The organism is Coprothermobacter proteolyticus DSM 5265 (genome assembly GCF_000020945.1).
In the GTDB taxonomy this organism is placed as follows: Bacteria; Coprothermobacterota; Coprothermobacteria; order Coprothermobacterales; family Coprothermobacteraceae; genus Coprothermobacter; species Coprothermobacter proteolyticus.
In genome coordinates this window covers 824,265-840,535 of the sequence record NC_011295.1, presented here as the reverse complement: position 1 = coordinate 840,535, position 16,271 = coordinate 824,265, and the positions used below count along the sequence as shown (strand labels likewise).

Sequence of the window (16,271 nt, the reverse complement as noted above, 5' to 3'; positions counted from 1 at the left end):
AGCGGACGGTAAAAAATGCTTTCCAAAAAGTGAGGGGGTGTGAGTTTGTTACCTGGTGTAGAACAATCTAAGTTACAACGTTACGGTTTGAACGGAGAAGGTGAAAGAGAAATAGTAGATGTGGACGTACTTAAGCTTTTAGAGTTCATCACAGATTTCAAAGATGTATTGCGCTTTATCACCATAACTGCATATCCTGAGGAAGATCGCCTATTTATGCAATATCATTTTTCCTATGGGAATTGGGTGTGTTCGCTGAAACTGCCGGTACCTGAAGACAAAACTGTTCCTTCTATAACACCTTTACTACCAGCTGCTGATTGGGCAGAAAGAGAGATTATGGATTTGTTTGACATCAAGTTCTCCAACCATCCGCGTCCAAAAAGGCTAATCATCCCGGATGATGCTAAGCGCGGAATCTATCTAGACTTTTAGGAGGTGCATAATGGGCTATAAATTTCCTTTGGGACCCTATCATCCGGCCTTCGAGGAAGGGGAATACATCGAACTTCAGCTCGAGGGAGAAATGGTGGTCGATGCTGAAATCAAGATTGGTTTCATTCACAGAGCCATTGAGAAAAGCGCTACCAAAAGAACTTTTATTCGCGATCTAGGCTTAGTGGAGAGAACCTGCGGTATTTGCTCTTTTCATCACAGCTGGGCATACTGTCTGGCGGTAGAGAAGGCGGCGGGCTTGGAAGTTCCGGAAAGAGCCGAATACATTCGTGTTTTAACAGCTGAGCTCGAGAGGATACACAGCCACTTAATGTACTTGGGAGCAATGGCTCACAAGATGGGGTTTGATACGCTGTTCATGTTCACGTGGTCTGGAAGAGAAGCTGTGATGGACATGCTGGAGCTGTTGTCAGGTAATCGTGTTAACTACGCAATAAACACTTTGGGTGGTGTAAGGCGTGATGTCGATGAGAGTATTTCTAGTCAAATAAAGGCTGCTCTAGAAACCCTTGAAGACCTTGGGCTCAAGCTTAAGGACACGTGGAGCAAAGATGCGAGCATATTAGCTAGGACAAAAAATGTGGGTATTGTGAGTAGGAAGGAAGCTCATTTGCTAGGCGTGGTTGGTCCCACCGCTCGAGGTTCAGGCATTAGAGAGGATTTGAGAAAAACCGCGCCATATGCTGTTTATCCATTGTTGGATTTTGACCTAGTAGTATTAGATGACGGTGATGTTTGGTCACGTACGTTTGTTAGGGTTCTCGAGGTATTAGAATCCATTAAAATCATCAGACAGGTTTTGGACAAGATGCCTGCAGGGCAAATAAAGAATCCGAAGCCGGTTTTGAAGATTGAACCCAATGATGTCATTGGCCGTGTAGAGGCTCCACGAGGTGAATTAGCTTACCATCTGATCACTGATGGAACTGACAAGCCAGGTAGGCTAAAGATCAGAACACCTACTTTGATTAACTTGCCTGCTTCTGAGCACATGATGCGTGGATCTAACTTGGCTGACGCTCCTGTTATAGTTGGTCACATTGATCCTTGCATGAGTTGCATGGATCGATAGATGGGTAGGTGATGGCATGTGAATAATAAAGCTAAGACTTTCGCGGGCGTATGGTTTCTTAGCATGGTCTTTTGGCTGTTGTTTACTTGGTCATTAGATGCTCAAGAATTAATCTTCGGGCTCATATTAACGTTTGTGGTTACGCTTTTCACATACGACCTTTGGTTAGATACGAAATTCTTGAATGTGTTGAACCCGTTAAATTGGCCAACGCTCATAGTTTATTTCTTTGTGCTCTTAAAAGAAATGGTAAAAGCCAATATTGACTTGGCTCTACGGACGTTGAATCCAAGGTTGCCTATTTATCCTGGCATAGTGGAAATAGAAGCGGACTTCCCATCAGACGAGGCATATACGCTGGTAGCTAATTCCATAACATTGACCCCAGGTACCATAACAGTTGATATAGATAAAGACGAGAAGAAAATGTACATCCACTGGATCCACGTTGATACGGAGGATCCTAAAAAGGGTGCGGAAATCATCTATGGTTTTGCCGCCCCGTTTGCGAGGAGGCTTTTCCCATGAGTGTTGAATTACTGCTCATGTTATTCCTTATCATTTTGTCTGTGGTTCTTCTGTACAGGGTTGTAATAGGGCCCCAGGACATGGATCGTATTGTTGCGATGTCGACAATCTCTCCTATTATTGCGGTGGTATTAGCTCTTTGGAGCTTGGAAATGCGACGTGGTATTTACCTGGACATAGCTTTGGTACTGGCCTTACTGGACTTTATCATGGTAGTTGCTTATGCACGCTACATAAGGGGGGAGCTATAGCATGGATTATGTAGCTTATGTTTTTTATGCCATAGGTGCTTTTTTCAATTTTGCTGGTGTAGTAGGTATACTTCGTATGCCTGATCCCTTCTGCAAGTTACAGACTTCTACAAAGAATGTAACACTCGGCTGTATAAGCATAATGCTTGGCGTTTTTCTAAGAGAGATTCATTTGGGTTTGCTTTCTAGCTTTGGAGTGAAGGCATTACTACTCTCACTTTTTATGCTCATTACAAACCCCACTGCTTCTCATGTACTAGCTAGAGCGTGTTATTACGCGGGCGTTCCACTTTGGGAGAAATCTGTAACGGACCATTTGAAGAGCAGAAAGGAGGCTAAAGCAGATGAGTAATGGCATCCTTTTGCTCCACGTGATTAACCTCGTAGGGGCACTAATTAGCGCCTGGTTCACGGTTTTGCAGAGGAATCTTGTCAGAGCTGTCATTGGTCAAGCTGTTATGGGTTCATTTGTTGCTTTGGAGTTCCTTCTTCTAAATGCTCCCGACGTTGCAATTGCAGAAGCTGCAGTGGGTGTTGTTGTTGTACCAATTATCTTCTTCGTGGTTCTGCAAAGAACCAAGGAGGTGGAAGAATGAAATTTAGAGATTTTCTGGCTTTTGTCATAGTGGCTTTTTTGTTTTTCGGCATATTCTTATCGCTGCACGGCAACGACAGCCTTTTCAATACGCCTCTTTCTGAGTATTCTACGCTGCAGGATACACCTGATCCTCTTATGCCCATACCAAATATTGGTAAAACCATAACCGAGTATGAAATAGCACAGCAGACCGGTAATAAGCCTGATTGCAAGTTTGCCGGTGGTGAATGCAGTGTAAATGCAGCCAACGTAGTAACGTCCATTGTGTTTGGTTACAGAGGATACGATACATTAGGTGAAGCCACAATCTTGTTCGTTGCCATAACTGGTCTGGTTTACATGGTTACGGCTTTGAAAGGTGGCGAAGAAAAATGACCATGGTACCAAAAGTCATCGTAAAGTTTATCTCTCCAATAGTAATGACACTGGGAGCTTATGTGGTGTTACATGGCCATCTCAGTCCGGGAGGAGGTTTCCAGGGCGGAGTTATTCTAGGTGGTGTGGCAGCGTTGGTGTTCCTCGTCTTTGGAGCTGACGTTGTGTTACACAGATTCAACTTGGAGAAGTACACTCTCATGGAAGCTTTGGGTGGTATTGGTTTTGCAGGCGCGGCTATCATAGGGTTGTGGAAGACCGGTTTTTTTATGGGCGACTTTCTTGGTGTTGGCATAACCGGTAAGATCCTTAGTGCTGGAGTAGTTGCTTTAATGAACTTTTTCGTTGGCGTTAAAGTTTTTGGAGGCATCGTTGAAGTTATCGGTGCCATGGCTGAGACTAAGGAGGGGGAGTTTTAAATGCTTGCATTCTTACTCATGGCTGGTGTGTTCCTAGCTGGGCTTTATGGCATATTGGCCCGAAAGAATCTGATAAAAATCATCATAAGTTTGTCTGTGGTAACTTCAGGTTTAAACTTGATGATTGTATCTTTGGGATATTGGGGCATTGGTGCCACAGCTCCCATCTTTTTGGATATAGAACCAACACTCTCAGTAGCAGATCCTGTTCCACACGCTTTAACGCTTACGTCCATCGTCATTGATGTTGCAGTAACCGCCATGGCTTTAAGTATTGCACTTTGGATCCACAAACATTTTGGCACCTTTGACATGAATAAGGTGAGGAGGCTGAAAGGATGACCTGGCAAACATATCAACCGGCAGCTTTATTAATTGGTATACCTTTGGTAGTTGCTTTCTTGCTTCCTTTTATAAACCTACTTTTCGGAAAAAGGAAGTTTCTTGCGACCTTTGTGGGCGTAGGTCTTGCATTGTTCCAATTACTATTTGGACTTCTTGTAGTGTTACCAAAAGCGATGGATAAACCCATCTTCGTGTTTATGTCCGGGTTTAAACCCCCGCTGGGAATTGCTCTTTGGATAGATGTTTTCGGTGCGGGTCTGAGTATGTTGTTGTGGTTTATTGCTTTAGCTGCATTCATATATAACCTTTCCTATCTTCATGTGCACGACGAGATGCGGTTCATCATACTTACCATACTCATGGTGACGGGAGCCACGGGTGTTTCTCTTACGAATGATTTGTTTAACATGTACGTGTTCTTAGAAATTGCAAGTATTAGTGCCTACGCTTTGGTCAACGCGTACAGGACTGCAGAAACTGCGGAAGCGAGCATGAAGTACCTAATTCTTGGTTCAGTAGCTACTTCATTTGTTCTATTTGCTTTGATACTGATCTACCAAGGTACTCGTTCGCTGAACATGTGGGACATCTCTTTCAAGATTGGTTCCATGCCTACGGGCACCCTTTGGCTGGCGATTGCTTCGCTCTTTGTGGGTTTTGGTGTGGAAGGAGCAATCTGGCCTCTTAACAGTTGGCTTCCAGATGCTCACCCCGCTGCACCGGCTTCCATTTCCGCTTTACTTTCAGGTGCAGTGATTAAGATAGGTATTTTGGCCATGGTGCGCTTTATGTACATCGTCTTCACTGGTGCTATTGCTACGACCAAACAGTTTTCGGTATTTCTTATGGTAATTGCCGCTTTGACCGTACTTGTGGGAGAATTTTCTGCATATAGGCAGCACGATGTAAAAAGGCTTTTGGCGTTTTCATCCACCGCCCAAGTCGGTTACATGGTACTAGGCATTTTTTCAGGCAGCCCCATCGGATTTGTGGGTGGTATACTGCATGTTTTTGGCCATGGCCTAAGTAAAGCGCTTGCCTTCTTGCTTAGTGGCGAGATTACCGACAAAGTACCAGACAGGGATCTGAATAAGGCTGGAGGTTCTTTGAGTGGGATTAGCACTGCCTATTCGAATTTGGTTGCCGTACTTGGTCTTTCAAGCATGCCCCCGTTTTTGACATTTTTCTCAAAACTGTTCATAATCATAGGATTGGTTCAAAGACAGTTCTACTGGGCAGCAGCAGTGTTAGCCATCGGCAGCATAGTGGAAGCTAGCTATTACGGTTCTTACTTGGCAATCACTAGCGGTTCTCCTCTGAAGTGGGATCGCGTGAGTTGGCGCACTGTTGGTTATATTCTGCTTGCTTCTGGTCTTGTAGCTATTTCGTTCTTATCGCCGTTTGTAGATAATTTCTCTCAGGGATTACTCAACTTTACCGCCGGAACTCAAATGGGTTTTGATCATGCAGTTTTTAATGTTGCTGAATGGCTCATTAATAACGGTTGGATGTGGTTATGCATTGTTGCCTTGTTCATTTTAGCCAACCTGAGTTTGCACGCTGTTGGTTATGCAGGTTTGCTGATTTCGGTGCTTGTGCTAGTTTTCCCACAAAACGCGGCTGAGCTCTTAGGGCTGAGTGCAGGTAGCGTTACATCTACGATCCTCTTAGGGCTTTTGGCTGTGGGATCAGCCGTGCTTAGCATGGTATGTCTCTCAGGAACAGGTTGGGGTAAAAACAAGAGCTTTCAAATAAACGCTGCTTTGCTTGGTTTTATCAGCCTTCTTTGGTTAATTTCGTCAAACAGTCTGCTCAGCACACTGGTAGCTTGGGAGGTTCTGAGCTGGAGCGGTCTAATGATGGTGGTAGGAGAAGGTAACAGAGAATTAGCTTCCTCGTACTATGGCTGGGCTATGGCTTCTGGGCTGGCATTTATGTTTGCAGTGGCAGGTCAGGCTTTAGGTCAGAACTGGTGGCTCTTGGCATTGACTCTCGGTGTATTGATAAAACTTGGTATGTTTGGTTTCCACGGTTGGATGATAAAGGTGTATGGCGAAAGCTCTCCAGTAGTGGGAGCAGTCTTTAGCGGAATCCTGTCTTTGGGAGCGGTGGTGGTTACATTTAAGTATGGCGTGGAGAATTATCTTATGTTCCCTGTGGTCATTCTGGCAGGAGTTCAGATTATATATGGTGGGCTTATTGCATTGGGCAAGGAGAATCTCCGCGAAATATTGGCTTATTCATCTTTGTCAAACATGGGCTTCTTGATAATTGCTATCTTCTTAAGTTCAAAAGCTCTTCAGGGAGCAGGTTTAGGTTCCAATGCCATCGTTAGCTATGCTCCATTTATTTTTGCCGTTGCCTACGCGCTTTTCGAATCTGTTCTGTTCCTGGGTACCAGCTACCAAAGGAGCAACAAAGGAGTTTTACTCAGCTTGTCTGTAGTTGTAGCTTCACTGGCATCGGCCGCTATGCCTTTGACCTCAGGGTTCTTAGCAAAGTGGAGTGTGTACATGAGCAGTATTTACGCGTTTTCGCCCTTGTTAACGGCTGTGCTCATGCTGGGAACCATACTGAGTATTGCATACACGGCGAAATGGTTTATCTTGTGGCTCGGTAGTACATCAGTCACGAAGCGCGGTGTAGAAAACGTCTCTCTTTTGGTTGGCGCACTGGCTTTGATCGGTACCAGTTTCATTCAACTTGGAATTTCATGGACAGGTGCATTTTTCTGGATTGTGCTACTAACACTGTTGGCTACTATTGTCATGCTTGTACCATTTTTCCGTAAAGCTAGGCAAGAAGGTGAAGTTTATACCGGTAGTGCGTTGTTTGAGCCAGAACGTGCCACCATGCAATTTGAAGACCTTTTCTATCCTTATGGTTTGTGGTTATCCAAGGCGGCTGCACATGCTTTAGAAGCTGGTTACACGTACTTGACGTCATTTTTCGACTTCATGGCAGATGTGGTAAGGTCTACTTATACTGGAGTAATAAACGATTATGCCACATACATAGTGATCTTCTTCATTGCTGCGTTTGTTATTGGTAGGGGGTGGTTAATGTGAAAGTTGTGTATTGGTTGCTGTGGATTTTGCTGCTCTCAATATGGGCGCTTTTAGTGGGCGGTATCGATAGAAAAATTGTAGCTCGTCTACAAGGAAGATATGGCCCTCCTTTTTGGCAAAACATCACTGACTTTGTGAAACTGTTCTACAAAAAAGGAAAAGTAGCTAGCAGAAGTGCCCTCATGGTTGTGGATGCTGCTCTGGTCATGGGAATTGTAGCTGCGGTGTTAGCACTAAGCGTGTTGCCTTTTCCCATGGCAGGAGGGTATTTCCAACTCCTATCGACCAATGGTGACTTGATTATTTTCGCTTACGCCTTTGCTCTCATGGCCATGGTTTATGTACTCATCGGATTTGGAGGAAAATCCCCTTATACGTTAGTAGGTGCTTCAAGAGAAATCTCCATGCTTTTGAGTTATGAAGTACCTTTCATACTGCTTATAGTTGCATTGGGATATAGAGCAGTGTTTGTTACCGGGTTACCTGTGGAGTCGATATTCTCCATGAGTGCTTTATTAGTGGCTAAAAGCCAGCTAGGTACGCTACTGATGGACCCCATATTCCTTGGCACTTTTCTTGTTCTACTGGTGTTAGGCCCAGCTATTGTGGGTTCTGTACCTTTTGACATTCCAGAGGCTGAAACAGAGATCGTGGATGGTTACGGTGCTGAACTTCATGGACCACGCTTAGCTGTGTTGTTTGGCCTTAAGCACATGAAACTGATAGCATACAGCTATTTCTTGTGGATGGTTTTTGTTAGTCCTGCTTCAGGAAACGTCTTTGTCAACTTGCTCAGTACTCTGTTTGGAACGCTACTTGTTGCCATAATCATTAACACCATTCCAAGAGCAGTTAGTGGTCGATTTAGGATCGATCAAGGTGCAAAGTTCTACCTCTTGGGTCCTGGTTTAGCTTCACTTCTACTGCTGCTACTAACATTGGTATAGGAGGGAATATCGCATGAGCGTGTTTAAACCAGAAAAATCTTTATGGATATACCACCTGAACACTGGAAGCTGCAACGGGTGCGACATAGAAATACTCGCAGCTTTAACGCCTAAATATGACGCAGAACGTTTTGGTGTGAAACTAGTCGGTAGTCCAAGGCACGCTGACATCATTGTAGCTACTGGTCCCGTTACCGCAGTAGCAAAAGAAAGCGTTCTTCGCGTTATCGATCAGGTTCCTGAACCAAAAGCTATCGTGGTAGTAGGTGTTTGCGGCATTACAGGCGGTGTTTTTAGGGGCGGGTACAGCATAGCTGGACCACTAGATACATTGGTTCCAGTGGATGTCTACGTTTTCGGCTGCCCACCGAAGCCAGAAGGAATCATGGTAGGGATATTGAAAGCTGCTGAGGTTCTTGAGTTAAAACGCAAAGGAGTTTACCAGAAAGACGTGGTAAAGATTACAGAGACAGGAGGCGTATTGTAAGATGCCTTTCGGCGAAATATTCGGAAAACTCATGGATACACTTGTTGGTGGACCCGTGGTAAAACCTTTTCCAAAAGAGCCTGTAAAAGTTCCTCCCAAGTGGCGCGGGAAGCCGTTGTACGACGCTGAAGATTGCACTGGTTGTCGTCAGTGTGAGCGGGTCTGCCCACCGGGAGCAATAACTATTGAGGATAAAAAAGGGGAGTTCTTTCATTACAAGATTGACTATGGTGTGTGCATATACTGTTGGTACTGCATTGATGCTTGTCCTACCACGGCACTAACAGGTGATGACAAAACGGGCCTTTATGTGGGCACTGATCGGACTCAAGAGAGGATTGAAAGTGGTGTGCCTTATGTGGAATGTCCAGTATGCGGTTCGAAGGTATTGAGGCCTGCTAGGACATTGGTCATTAGACAATTCAAGAAATACACGCCTGAGACATTGGTCAGAGCATCAGTATGCCCCAAGTGCAGAAGAGAAAAGACTCCCGAAGAAATAGAATCTGCAGTTCAGAAATATCTGGAGGACCATGGAATATCCAGAGATTAGGTTGAAATACTTCGATGAAGCAGTTTCTGAAGGCACGATTACTTCTGATTTGAACGCAGACGTTATTGTGATTCATCAGAAGATATCTGCGTCGGTGGTCAACGCGTTCTTTCGACATGGTGGCAAGTGTCTCATGTCTTTGGACAAGAATGGCGCTATGCTTTTCTTCAGGCATAAATGGTTATATGTGCCTTTTTGACACTTGACAACATAAGTGCTCGCTGCTATAATTCATGATGAGGTCGCGGGGTGGAGCAGCCAGGTAGCTCGCCGGGCTCATAACCCGGAGGTCGCAGGTTCAAATCCTGCCCCCGCAACCATGTTTTTTTATATGGCGGCGTAGCTCAGAGGTAGAGCAGGCGGCTCATACCCGCCGTGTCCGGGGTTCGATTCCCTGCGCCGCCACCAAAACACTGCTAATATATACTTGTTATGCTTGAAAGAACTTTTATCAGCACGCTTAAAAGTAACCCCGAGATAGTTGGAACTCAAGGAATTGTGCTAGCTGTTTCTGGTGGAAAAGATTCCATGGTTTTATTGCATCTTGCAAAAAGGTTTGAACACCATCTTCCCAACAATGTGGTAGTAGCGACCCTTAACCACGGAATTAGGCGTGACGCATTAGAAGATGTAAAATTAGTGGTTCAATGTGCACAAAACCTTGAATTCCCAGTAATAGTAGGCTCTTTAAGTCCAAAAAGTTTTTGTGATGAAAATACCTTGCGAAGCCATAGAAGAGCGTTTCTGCTTGACGTTATGGATCAAGTGAAGGCTGACCGGATTTGGACTGCTCACCACGCCGATGATGCTGTGGAAACAATGGTTCTAAGGCTTGGGCGCGGTGCTGGCTTGATGGGGGCTACTAGTCCTAAGCTTTACGATGATCCCTGGGCAAAGCCGCTCTTAACAGTCTTTAGTGAGGATATAGAAGAGTTTAGAAGGCGCTTCGGTGTTCCCTTTAGAGAAGATAGTACCAATTTACTCACTGATTATGAACGCAACAAGATTAGGCTTGAGCTCATTCCGTTTTGGTCAGAATTACTAGGTTACGATGTAAGAAAGACTCTCTTTTCCAGCTTGACATCGATGTCAGTGTTTAGAGAATTCGTGGAGGAGCAAGGTCTATGTCTACTTGATCAATTAACGGTAGAAAGAGTACCTAAAATGCTAAAATTGAGACGTAAAGCTTTTCTTTCTTACTCGCGCAGTGCACAGCTTGTGCTGTTTTACTTGGCGGTGAAGTCTCTAAAAGGAGACATAAGAAGCCGCGGTCACTTGGAGGATGCAGTGAACTGCGTAAGTAAGATCAGCGATAGGGATTTTGGCAATTTTGCTTTAAAGGTCAATAAAGAAATTTTTGTTGTGGAGGTGCTTTGATGGAGCTTGGTACCAGTGAAACTATCGAAAGAATACTCATCAATGAAAACCAGTTACAAGCGAAAGTTGCAGAGTTGGCCAACCAGATTTCCATTGACTACGAAGGTAAGAACCCTTTGTTTGTTGGCATTTTAAAAGGAGCATTTGTCTTTCTTTCAGATTTGATCAGGCATGTGAAGATCCCTGCCCATGTTGATTTTATGCAGGTTTCCAGCTATGGCAGTGGTACAGAGTCCTCCGGTATTGTCAAGATCCTGAAGGATTTGGATATATCAGTTGAAGATCGGCATGTGATCATTGTGGAGGACATTGTTGATACTGGAGTAACCATGCAGCATCTACTGGAACTGCTGTCTGCACGTAAGCCAGCAAGCTTGGCTGTTTGTACATTGTTGGATAAAAAAGAAAGACGCATAGTAGATGTGCATCTGAACTATGTGGGTTTTGAAATACCTAACGCGTTTGTGGTTGGATACGGTTTGGATTACGCTGAGTTTTACAGGAATCTTCCTTTTATAGGTATTCCCTATAAGGAAGTTTATGAATAGAAGCAAGTGGGTATATTCGATAAACCCTACAATGATAAAATGGGGTTAAAGGAGTTGAAAAGAAAAGAATGAAGAACAATAAAAGACCGGATTTGGGTTTATTGGTGTTCATAATGGTAGCTCTAATCATTGTTACCATGATAGGACCCTTATTCTTAGGAAGTAGTTTAATTCCATCTACTGCTCCCACTACGGTAACAACTAGTGAAATTGTCGACATGATCGAAAACGGTGAAATAGAATCCATGATCATTGTCTCGAACTCCAATGTGAAGGCTACGACAAAAGATGGAAAAGTTTACACTGCTGATATTGATCTGATCGCGGAAGGTTTACTCCTAGATGCTACCAAGAACAGCCCTACGCCGGTTAGGTTTAGTGTTCAACAAGAAAAAACCAGCATTTGGATAACAATTTTGGGAAACTGGATTCCCATCTTGGCTATGATCTTTTTCCTCATGTTCATGTTTAGGCAAAGCTCTGCTGGGAGCAACCAGGTTTTCTCTTTTACACGGTCAAAAGCGCGGCTTTATATGGAGGACAAACCTACCGTCACTTTTAAAGACGTAGCAGGATCTGAGGAGGCTAAAAAGGACCTTTTGGAAATTGTTGATTTTCTCAAAAATCCAAAGAAGTATCAGCTTATCGGTGCCAAAATTCCTAAGGGTGTACTCTTAGTAGGTCCTCCAGGTGTTGGTAAAACCCTAATGGCTAAGGCTGTTGCAGGTGAAGCAGGCGTACCATTTTTCTCCGTCAGCGGTTCGGAGTTTGTAGAAATGTTTGTGGGTGTTGGTGCTGCTCGTGTAAGAGATTTATTCGAACAAGCTCGTAAGTTTGCACCTTGCATTGTGTTCATCGATGAGATAGACGCAGTGGGAAGGGAAAGAGGAGCAGGCATAGGTGGAGGTCATGATGAACGAGAACAGACATTGAACCAGTTACTGGTAGAGATGGACGGTTTTGACCCTTATGCTGGAATCATTGTGCTTGCTGCTACGAACCGCCCTGATATACTAGATCCTGCTCTGCTAAGGCCAGGCAGATTTGATAGAAAAGTAATATTGGACATGCCTGACGTAAACGGGAGAAAACAAATACTGCTAATACATATGAGAGGCAAACCCATCTCACAGGATGTGGATGTAGATAGGCTAGCTCAACTTACTCCAGGATTTAGCGGAGCTGATTTGGCTAACCTTGTAAATGAAGCAGCGCTTTTAGCTGCTCGAAAGAACAGAAATTTGGTAACCATGGAAGAGTTCGAGGAAGCCGTTGAGAAGGTCATGCTGGGTCCTCAGCGTGGTCGTGTGCTAAGCGCTGAAGAAAAGAAGATAACTGCTTATCACGAGATAGGTCATGCCGTTTGTACCGCAGTCCTTGATGACCCTAAAGAAATACATAAGATATCCATAGTGCCCAGAGGTATGGCCGTAGGTTATGTGTTCGGCGGTAGTGGTGAGGAAAAGGTCATGTATACCAGAGAGGAGCTTATTAGGAAAATTGCTGTTCTCTTGGGTGGAAGAGCTTCGGAAGAAGAATTCCTTAAAACTCAGACTACAGGAGCACAAAATGATTTGCAGCGCGCTACTGATATCGCAAGGCGCATGGTAGTAGAGTGGGGCATGAGCGAACTGGGCCCAGTAACCTTGGAAGAGCGTCAAGACTTGGTGTTTTTGGGGCGGGAAATAACTAGGAATAAGAACTACAGTGAAGCCACTGCTCAGCTGATCGACCAAAAGATTAAAGAAATTCTTGAAGAAGCTTATCAAATGGCTAAGAAAACACTTGCTGAACGGATTGACAGAATTCACAAATTAGCAGAAAGACTCATGGAAGTTGAAACCATGTCTTCCGATGAGTTTTTGACTCTTTTAGCGGAGGGGTGAATATGGGACTGGAGGAAGGAAAAGAAAAATGGATGGAGCTTTACAACAAGCACATCGGCAAGTATGCTGAAAGGCGAAAGGAGTTTGTTCTTGACAGTGGTTTAGTTTTAGAGCCCGTTTATGACCCTACCAATTCACATGTGGACTACGAACAGGATTTAGGCTGGCCTGGTATGTATCCTTTCACACGTGGGGTTCAACCTAACATGTACAGAGGTCGATTCTGGACCATGAGGCAATATGCGGGTTATGGTACAGCAAAGGAAACCAACGAGCGATTTCGGTACTTGTTGGAACAAGGTCAAACAGGTTTATCTGTGGCTTTTGACTTACCTACGCAAATTGGCTACGATTCAGATCATGAGCTTTCCATGGGTGAAGTGGGAAAGGTTGGCGTTGCCATTGATACAGTGGAAGACATGCACGTTCTTTTCGACCAAATCGACCTATCCAAGGTTTCTACAAGTATGACAATAAACGCACCTGCAGCTGTACTTTTGGCAATGTACATTGTTGTAGCGGAAGAGAACGGTTTGGGCCGCAAGGTACTTTCTGGTACTATTCAAAATGACATTCTTAAAGAATATGTGGCTCGCGGAACCTACATATTTCCTCCAAAACCTTCTTTAAGGCTCATTGCTGACACCATAGAATTCTGTGCAAAAGAAATGCCAAAATGGAATCCTATTTCCATAAGTGGCTACCACATACGTGAAGCAGGAGCCAATGCCGTTGAAGAAATCGCGTTCACCTTTGCCAATGCAAAAGCTTATGTAGATGCTGTATTAAAGAGAAATATTTCTGTGGACGATTTTGCGGGACAGCTTTCTTTCTTCTTTGCTGCTCATAATAATCTTTTGGAAGAGGTTGCTAAATTTAGGGCTGCTCGTCGGCTCTGGGCGAAGATCATGAAAGAACAGTACGGAGCAACAAAAGAGCGTGCAATGATGCTTCGTTTCCATACGCAAACTGCGGGCTCCACTTTGACAGCACAGCAGCCTCTGAACAACATTATTCGTGTAACCTTGCAGGCATTGGCTGCAGTACTCGGTGGCACGCAGTCTTTGCATACCAATTCTTATGATGAGGCTCTCTCCTTGCCCACAGAGGAAGCGGTGAAGGTGGCGTTGAGGACGCAGCAAATACTTGCATATGAGTCTGGCGTGGCTGACACGGTTGACCCGCTTGGCGGAAGCTACGTTATTGAGCAGTTGACCAACGAACTTGAAGAACATATTGCGAAGGAATTGAAAGTCATTGACGACATGGGTGGTGCTGTGGCTGCTATCGAGTCGGGCTACATGCAAAAGAGGATAGCTGAGAGCGCATACGAGTATTACAGGGGAGTGGCTAACGGAGAAAAGGTCATAGTTGGTGTGAACAAATTCGCAGACTCGGAAGAAGATCAGAGCTTTAGAGTTCTCAGGGTAGATCCAAAGATTAGGGAAGAACAAATTGCATCTATAAAGGCGGTAAAGAGCAACCGCGACAACGTGAAGGTTGAGAAATCTTTGGAAGAACTTGGAAAAGCGGCTGCAACTGAGAACGTAAATTTGATGCCACTCATAATTGATGCTGTAAGAAATAGGTGCACCTTAGGAGAAATAATGGATACTCTTAGGGATGTATTTGGCGAATACAGACCGCCTGTGGTTTTCTAAAAGGGGGGTGCAAATAGATCATGGGAAGGAAAGTTGTTGTTGCTAAGCCTGGTCTGGATGGACATGATAGGCAAGCAAAGGTTATTGCGAGAGTGTTAAAAGACAATGGTTACGATGTAGTTTACACAGGTATCAGGCAAACGCCTAGTCAAATTGCGCAAACTGTTCTTCAGGAATCAGCAGAAGTAGTTGTGCTAAACAACCTAAGCGGAGCCCACCTAGAACTTTTTCCTGAAACGGCTAAGAAAATACGTGAACTTGGTCTAAATCCTTTTATCATTGGGACAGGGGTTATACCGCCTGAAGACCAAGAAGAGCTTTTGAAAAAAGGTCTAGACGTTGTTTTTGGACCTGGCACTCCTCCTCAGACCATAGTGGAAGCTATTAAAAAATGGGAACAAGCCAATCCCTGATAAAGGCACTTAGGAATGGTTCGCAGGCTGACATAGCCAGAGCCATTTCTTTGATTGAAAAAAACGGGGAGGACATGTCCGAGTTTCTAGACTTGCTTTATCGAGAACACACGAGCCCTGCTCCTTTGATTGGTTTAACGGGTTTTGGTGGAGCGGGCAAAAGCAGTCTAGTTGGAGCTTTGGCAGAAGCTTTACTCAAAGAGGGCAAAAGAGTAGGTGTTATGGCTGTGGACCCCACATCTCCAAGATCCGGCGGCGCTTTGCTGGGGGACAGAATAAGGCTTCAACATCTTTTCCCTAATGAGAATTTGTTTTTTAGAAGCTTTGCCAATAAAGGTGCTCTTGGGGGTTTAAGCCCAATTTTGATGGAGTCTGTGAAGATCCTGGAAGTAGCTGGTTTCGATTACATATTCTTAGAAACTGTAGGTATTGGACAAAGTGAAGTGGATATAACTCACTTTGCTGACGTGGTGGTCTTGGTGCTTTCACCCGGATTAGGCGATGAAATCCAGTTTTTGAAAGGTGGCATTATGGAAATTGCTGACATACTGGTAATGAACAAAATGGATATGCCCAGTGCCAATATTAGCTTGGCGGCTCTCGAAGCCTATGCCAGGCTACTTGATGAACCACCAACAGTGGTGCCCGTCTCAGCTATTGAACGACGCAATATTGATGTTCTTCTTTCTAAAATCGATAAGTGCTATGAGAAAAAGCAAGAAACAAAGGAGCTCGAAAAAATACGTAAAGAGCGAAACAAAGCTTTGTACCACTCATGGATGATGCAAATGCTTGAACCCATTGTAGACCAACGGTACAGTGAGGGAGAAGTTCCTTATATTGCGGCAAAGACCTTTGTGGATCGCATAGGGAGGTGCTTGGATGAACATTAAACATGTAGAGCACATAGGTATAGCGATGCCTTCTGAAGAAGAATCATTGCAGCTGGGAAGACTCCTTTTTGGGAGGGAGCCTGATACAGTAGAAGAGGTGTCTTCACAGAAGGTTAAGACCTATATTTACAGAGTTGGACAGACGAAGATAGAGTTCTTGGTTCCAACGTCTGAAGACAGTACCATAGCTAAGTTTTTATCCGATCGCGGGCAAGGGCTGCACCATCTTGCCTTTGCTGTTGACAGTGTTGAAGAAGCCATTCAAGAACTTAAAGAAAAAGGTGTGCGTATGATAGATGAAAGTCCTCGAGAAGGTGTAGAGGGAACAAGAATCGCTTTCATACACCCCAAAAGCACAGGTAGAGTCTTAGTGGAACTGGTAGAAGGAGAGTAA

21 protein-coding genes and 2 tRNA genes are annotated in these 16,271 nt (G+C 44.4%); all 23 read left to right on the top strand.

Annotated features, from left to right (window positions below; genetic code table 11):
• Nucleotides 1–39 precede the first annotated feature (39 nt).
• Nucleotides 40–435 carry an NADH-quinone oxidoreductase subunit C gene (locus COPRO5265_RS04420; RefSeq protein ID WP_012544304.1) on the top strand — a complete coding sequence of 132 codons (396 nt, stop codon included), beginning with the start codon at nucleotides 40–42 and terminating at the stop codon, nucleotides 433–435.
• A gap of 10 nt (nucleotides 436–445) precedes the next feature.
• The gene (locus COPRO5265_RS04415; RefSeq protein ID WP_012543586.1) at nucleotides 446–1,528 is read left to right on the top strand and encodes a hydrogenase large subunit; all 1,083 of its coding nucleotides are present in this window, start codon (nucleotides 446–448) and stop codon (nucleotides 1,526–1,528) included.
• Between the two features lie 18 nt (nucleotides 1,529–1,546).
• Entirely contained in the window at nucleotides 1,547–2,056 is a 510-nt protein-coding gene (locus tag COPRO5265_RS04410; RefSeq protein WP_012544205.1) for a Na+/H+ antiporter subunit E, read from the top strand.
• Complete coding sequence (locus COPRO5265_RS04405; protein ID WP_012544158.1) at nucleotides 2,053–2,307, top strand: monovalent cation/H+ antiporter complex subunit F; 255 nt, start codon at nucleotides 2,053–2,055, stop codon at nucleotides 2,305–2,307. The genes COPRO5265_RS04410 and COPRO5265_RS04405 overlap by 4 nt, the downstream gene beginning before the upstream one ends.
• Before the next feature lies 1 nt (nucleotide 2,308).
• Nucleotides 2,309–2,659: a monovalent cation/H(+) antiporter subunit G gene (gene mnhG / locus COPRO5265_RS04400; RefSeq protein WP_012544790.1), complete on the top strand. Its 351-nt coding sequence runs from the start codon at nucleotides 2,309–2,311 to the stop codon at nucleotides 2,657–2,659.
• Entirely contained in the window at nucleotides 2,652–2,903 is a 252-nt protein-coding gene (locus COPRO5265_RS04395; RefSeq protein WP_012544280.1) for a Na(+)/H(+) antiporter subunit B, read from the top strand. The genes mnhG and COPRO5265_RS04395 overlap by 8 nt, the downstream gene beginning before the upstream one ends.
• Nucleotides 2,900–3,280, top strand: coding sequence for a hydrogenase (locus COPRO5265_RS04390; RefSeq protein ID WP_012543501.1), 381 nt, complete (start codon nucleotides 2,900–2,902; stop codon nucleotides 3,278–3,280). Before COPRO5265_RS04395 ends, COPRO5265_RS04390 begins: the two co-directional genes overlap by 4 nt.
• Entirely contained in the window at nucleotides 3,277–3,699 is a 423-nt protein-coding gene (locus COPRO5265_RS04385; protein ID WP_012544584.1) for a Na(+)/H(+) antiporter subunit B, read from the top strand. Before COPRO5265_RS04390 ends, COPRO5265_RS04385 begins: the two co-directional genes overlap by 4 nt.
• The gene (locus tag COPRO5265_RS04380; protein ID WP_012543670.1) at nucleotides 3,700–4,041 is read left to right on the top strand and encodes a sodium:proton antiporter; all 342 of its coding nucleotides are present in this window, start codon (nucleotides 3,700–3,702) and stop codon (nucleotides 4,039–4,041) included.
• Nucleotides 4,038–7,112, top strand: coding sequence for a proton-conducting transporter transmembrane domain-containing protein (locus COPRO5265_RS04375; RefSeq protein ID WP_012544061.1), 3,075 nt, complete (start codon nucleotides 4,038–4,040; stop codon nucleotides 7,110–7,112). The genes COPRO5265_RS04380 and COPRO5265_RS04375 overlap by 4 nt, the downstream gene beginning before the upstream one ends.
• Nucleotides 7,109–8,059, top strand: a complete 951-nt coding sequence (locus COPRO5265_RS04370; protein ID WP_012544863.1) for a respiratory chain complex I subunit 1 family protein — start codon at nucleotides 7,109–7,111, stop codon at nucleotides 8,057–8,059. Before COPRO5265_RS04375 ends, COPRO5265_RS04370 begins: the two co-directional genes overlap by 4 nt.
• A 13-nt stretch (nucleotides 8,060–8,072) precedes the next feature.
• Entirely contained in the window at nucleotides 8,073–8,546 is a 474-nt protein-coding gene (locus COPRO5265_RS04365) for an NADH-quinone oxidoreductase subunit B family protein (RefSeq protein WP_012544189.1), read from the top strand.
• A 1-nt stretch (nucleotide 8,547) separates the two neighbouring features.
• Entirely contained in the window at nucleotides 8,548–9,099 is a 552-nt protein-coding gene (locus tag COPRO5265_RS04360; protein WP_012544198.1) for a 4Fe-4S dicluster domain-containing protein, read from the top strand.
• Nucleotides 9,080–9,298, top strand: a complete 219-nt coding sequence (locus COPRO5265_RS04355; protein WP_012543570.1) for a hypothetical protein — start codon at nucleotides 9,080–9,082, stop codon at nucleotides 9,296–9,298. Before COPRO5265_RS04360 ends, COPRO5265_RS04355 begins: the two co-directional genes overlap by 20 nt.
• Before the next feature lie 44 nt (nucleotides 9,299–9,342).
• A tRNA-Met gene (locus tag COPRO5265_RS04350) sits at nucleotides 9,343–9,419 on the top strand.
• 13 nt (nucleotides 9,420–9,432) lie between these two features.
• Nucleotides 9,433–9,507: transfer RNA gene (locus COPRO5265_RS04345), tRNA-Met, on the top strand.
• A gap of 24 nt (nucleotides 9,508–9,531) precedes the next feature.
• Entirely contained in the window at nucleotides 9,532–10,476 is a 945-nt protein-coding gene (gene tilS / locus COPRO5265_RS04340) for a tRNA lysidine(34) synthetase TilS (protein WP_012544814.1), read from the top strand.
• The gene (gene hpt, locus COPRO5265_RS04335; protein WP_012543820.1) at nucleotides 10,476–11,024 is read left to right on the top strand and encodes a hypoxanthine phosphoribosyltransferase; all 549 of its coding nucleotides are present in this window, start codon (nucleotides 10,476–10,478) and stop codon (nucleotides 11,022–11,024) included. The genes tilS and hpt overlap by 1 nt, the downstream gene beginning before the upstream one ends.
• A 68-nt stretch (nucleotides 11,025–11,092) precedes the next feature.
• Nucleotides 11,093–12,910 (top strand): ATP-dependent zinc metalloprotease FtsH, encoded by a 1,818-nt coding sequence (gene ftsH / locus COPRO5265_RS04330; protein WP_012544657.1) that lies wholly within the window; start codon nucleotides 11,093–11,095, stop codon nucleotides 12,908–12,910.
• Between the two features lie 2 nt (nucleotides 12,911–12,912).
• Nucleotides 12,913–14,571, top strand: a complete 1,659-nt coding sequence (locus COPRO5265_RS04325; protein WP_012544401.1) for an acyl-CoA mutase large subunit family protein — start codon at nucleotides 12,913–12,915, stop codon at nucleotides 14,569–14,571.
• Between the two features lie 20 nt (nucleotides 14,572–14,591).
• Nucleotides 14,592–14,984 (top strand): cobalamin B12-binding domain-containing protein, encoded by a 393-nt coding sequence (locus COPRO5265_RS04320; protein ID WP_012543886.1) that lies wholly within the window; start codon nucleotides 14,592–14,594, stop codon nucleotides 14,982–14,984.
• Nucleotides 14,963–15,877, top strand: a complete 915-nt coding sequence (gene meaB / locus COPRO5265_RS04315; RefSeq protein WP_012544889.1) for a methylmalonyl Co-A mutase-associated GTPase MeaB — start codon at nucleotides 14,963–14,965, stop codon at nucleotides 15,875–15,877. Before COPRO5265_RS04320 ends, meaB begins: the two co-directional genes overlap by 22 nt.
• Nucleotides 15,867–16,271: a methylmalonyl-CoA epimerase gene (mce, locus tag COPRO5265_RS04310; RefSeq protein ID WP_012544033.1), complete on the top strand. Its 405-nt coding sequence runs from the start codon at nucleotides 15,867–15,869 to the stop codon at nucleotides 16,269–16,271. The genes meaB and mce overlap by 11 nt, the downstream gene beginning before the upstream one ends.